General features: G+C 47.3%; 2 protein-coding genes. Both read left to right on the plus strand.

Annotated elements, in window-relative coordinates; all coding sequences use genetic code 11:
• Positions 1-64 precede the first annotated feature (64 nt).
• Positions 65-379 carry a transposase gene (locus DYU11_RS32820; RefSeq protein ID WP_229366186.1) on the plus strand — a complete coding sequence of 105 codons (315 nt, stop codon included), beginning with the start codon at positions 65-67 and terminating at the stop codon, positions 377-379.
• Positions 379-1,269: an IS3 family transposase gene (locus DYU11_RS32825; RefSeq protein ID WP_119671985.1), complete on the plus strand. Its 891-nt coding sequence runs from the start codon at positions 379-381 to the stop codon at positions 1,267-1,269. The genes DYU11_RS32820 and DYU11_RS32825 overlap by 1 nt, the downstream gene beginning before the upstream one ends.
• Positions 1,270-1,284: the final 15 nt, after the last annotated feature.

The following is a 1,284-nucleotide window of genomic DNA, read 5'->3' on the forward strand; positions in this document are numbered from 1 at the left end:
TGTCTTAGCCCCCTGAAGAGTTGGACAAAATTGTAAAAACAATTAAGTCCTTTTAACTTCAGAAATGATGAGCAAAACCAGACGAACGTTCACCCCCGAGGACCGCTATTCCATCGTCCAGGAGTCACTGCGCGATGGTCACTCTGAGACTTGCCGCAAGTATAACTTATCCCCTTCCCTTTTGCGAAAGTGGCGAAACCGCTATTTAAACAAGGGTAAAGAAGGCTTACGAGACTCCTATCCCCGGGTAGATCCTCAGGTTCGAGCCCTGGAAGAGGAAAATGAACGGCTAAAACGCATCATTGCTAAACAGGCCCTAGAGATTGAAGTAAAAAGTGAGCTGCTAAAAAAAACTCCTATCGGACTCAGGAAAAGCTGATGCTGGTGAAACAGTTTGAACCGCAGGTGCCTCGAACTCAACTTTGCCAATGGCTTGACTTGCCGCGAAGCGTATCATACTACCAGCCCCGCCTTGGCAAGCCAGGGGCCAAACCTAGCCAACTAACCCTTAAACAAGATGGTACTTTGGTGCCTAATGAGCAAGTCGTTACCAGGATTCGGGAGTGGCTGGATGAGGAGTTCAATGCCTACGGTTACGAGTATACTACGCACGAATTGAAGAGTGAGTACGTAATCAATAAAAAGAAAGTGTACCGCCTTATGAGTGAGGCTATGCTGTTGATGGGCAAGGTAATCCGACCAACTGGCAAACGAGAATTTGTGCAATTTCGACGCATCAAAGCCAGCAGGCCGCTGGAGTACCTCTGTTGGGATATCAAGTACGTTTGGGTGGCTGGCGAACGGCGTAACTACTACTTACTGAGCGTGTTGGATGTCTACACACGTAAAATACTAGACTGGATTTTACAGCCTCATATTCGTCAGATGGATTTGATCAACTTGCTGCGCCGGGTCAACGGGACACATGAACTGAAAGGCATCAGCCTGCGGAATGACAACGGCAGCCAGTTTATTGCCCATCGCGTCCGTCAATTTTTGAAAAACTCGGAGGTCAAGCAAGAGTTTACTCATGTGGCCACACCAGAGGAGAACTCCTACATTGAGGCCTTTCACAGCATATTAGAGCAAATCGTGATGCAGCGGCATGAGTTTGACAGCTATTATGAAGCTAAGGAAACGCTGAGACGATTCTTTAACCATTACAACTATGCAAGGCGTCACCGATCCCTAGACTTTATTACCCCGCAAGAAAAGTGGGAGAAAGCAGTGGTGTGTGACTCAACCGTTTTAGAAAATCTGTCCAACTAATAGGGGGCTAAGACA

The organism is Fibrisoma montanum (assembly GCF_003583365.1).
Lineage (GTDB): Bacteria > Bacteroidota > Bacteroidia > Cytophagales > Spirosomataceae > Fibrisoma > Fibrisoma montanum.

Coding starts and splice junctions, on each gene's coding strand:
- DYU11_RS32820 (WP_229366186.1), top strand. CDS start 65: ATGATGAGCAAAACCAGACGAACGTTCACCCCCGAGGACCGCTATTCC.
- DYU11_RS32825 (WP_119671985.1), top strand. CDS start 379: ATGCTGGTGAAACAGTTTGAACCGCAGGTGCCTCGAACTCAACTTTGC.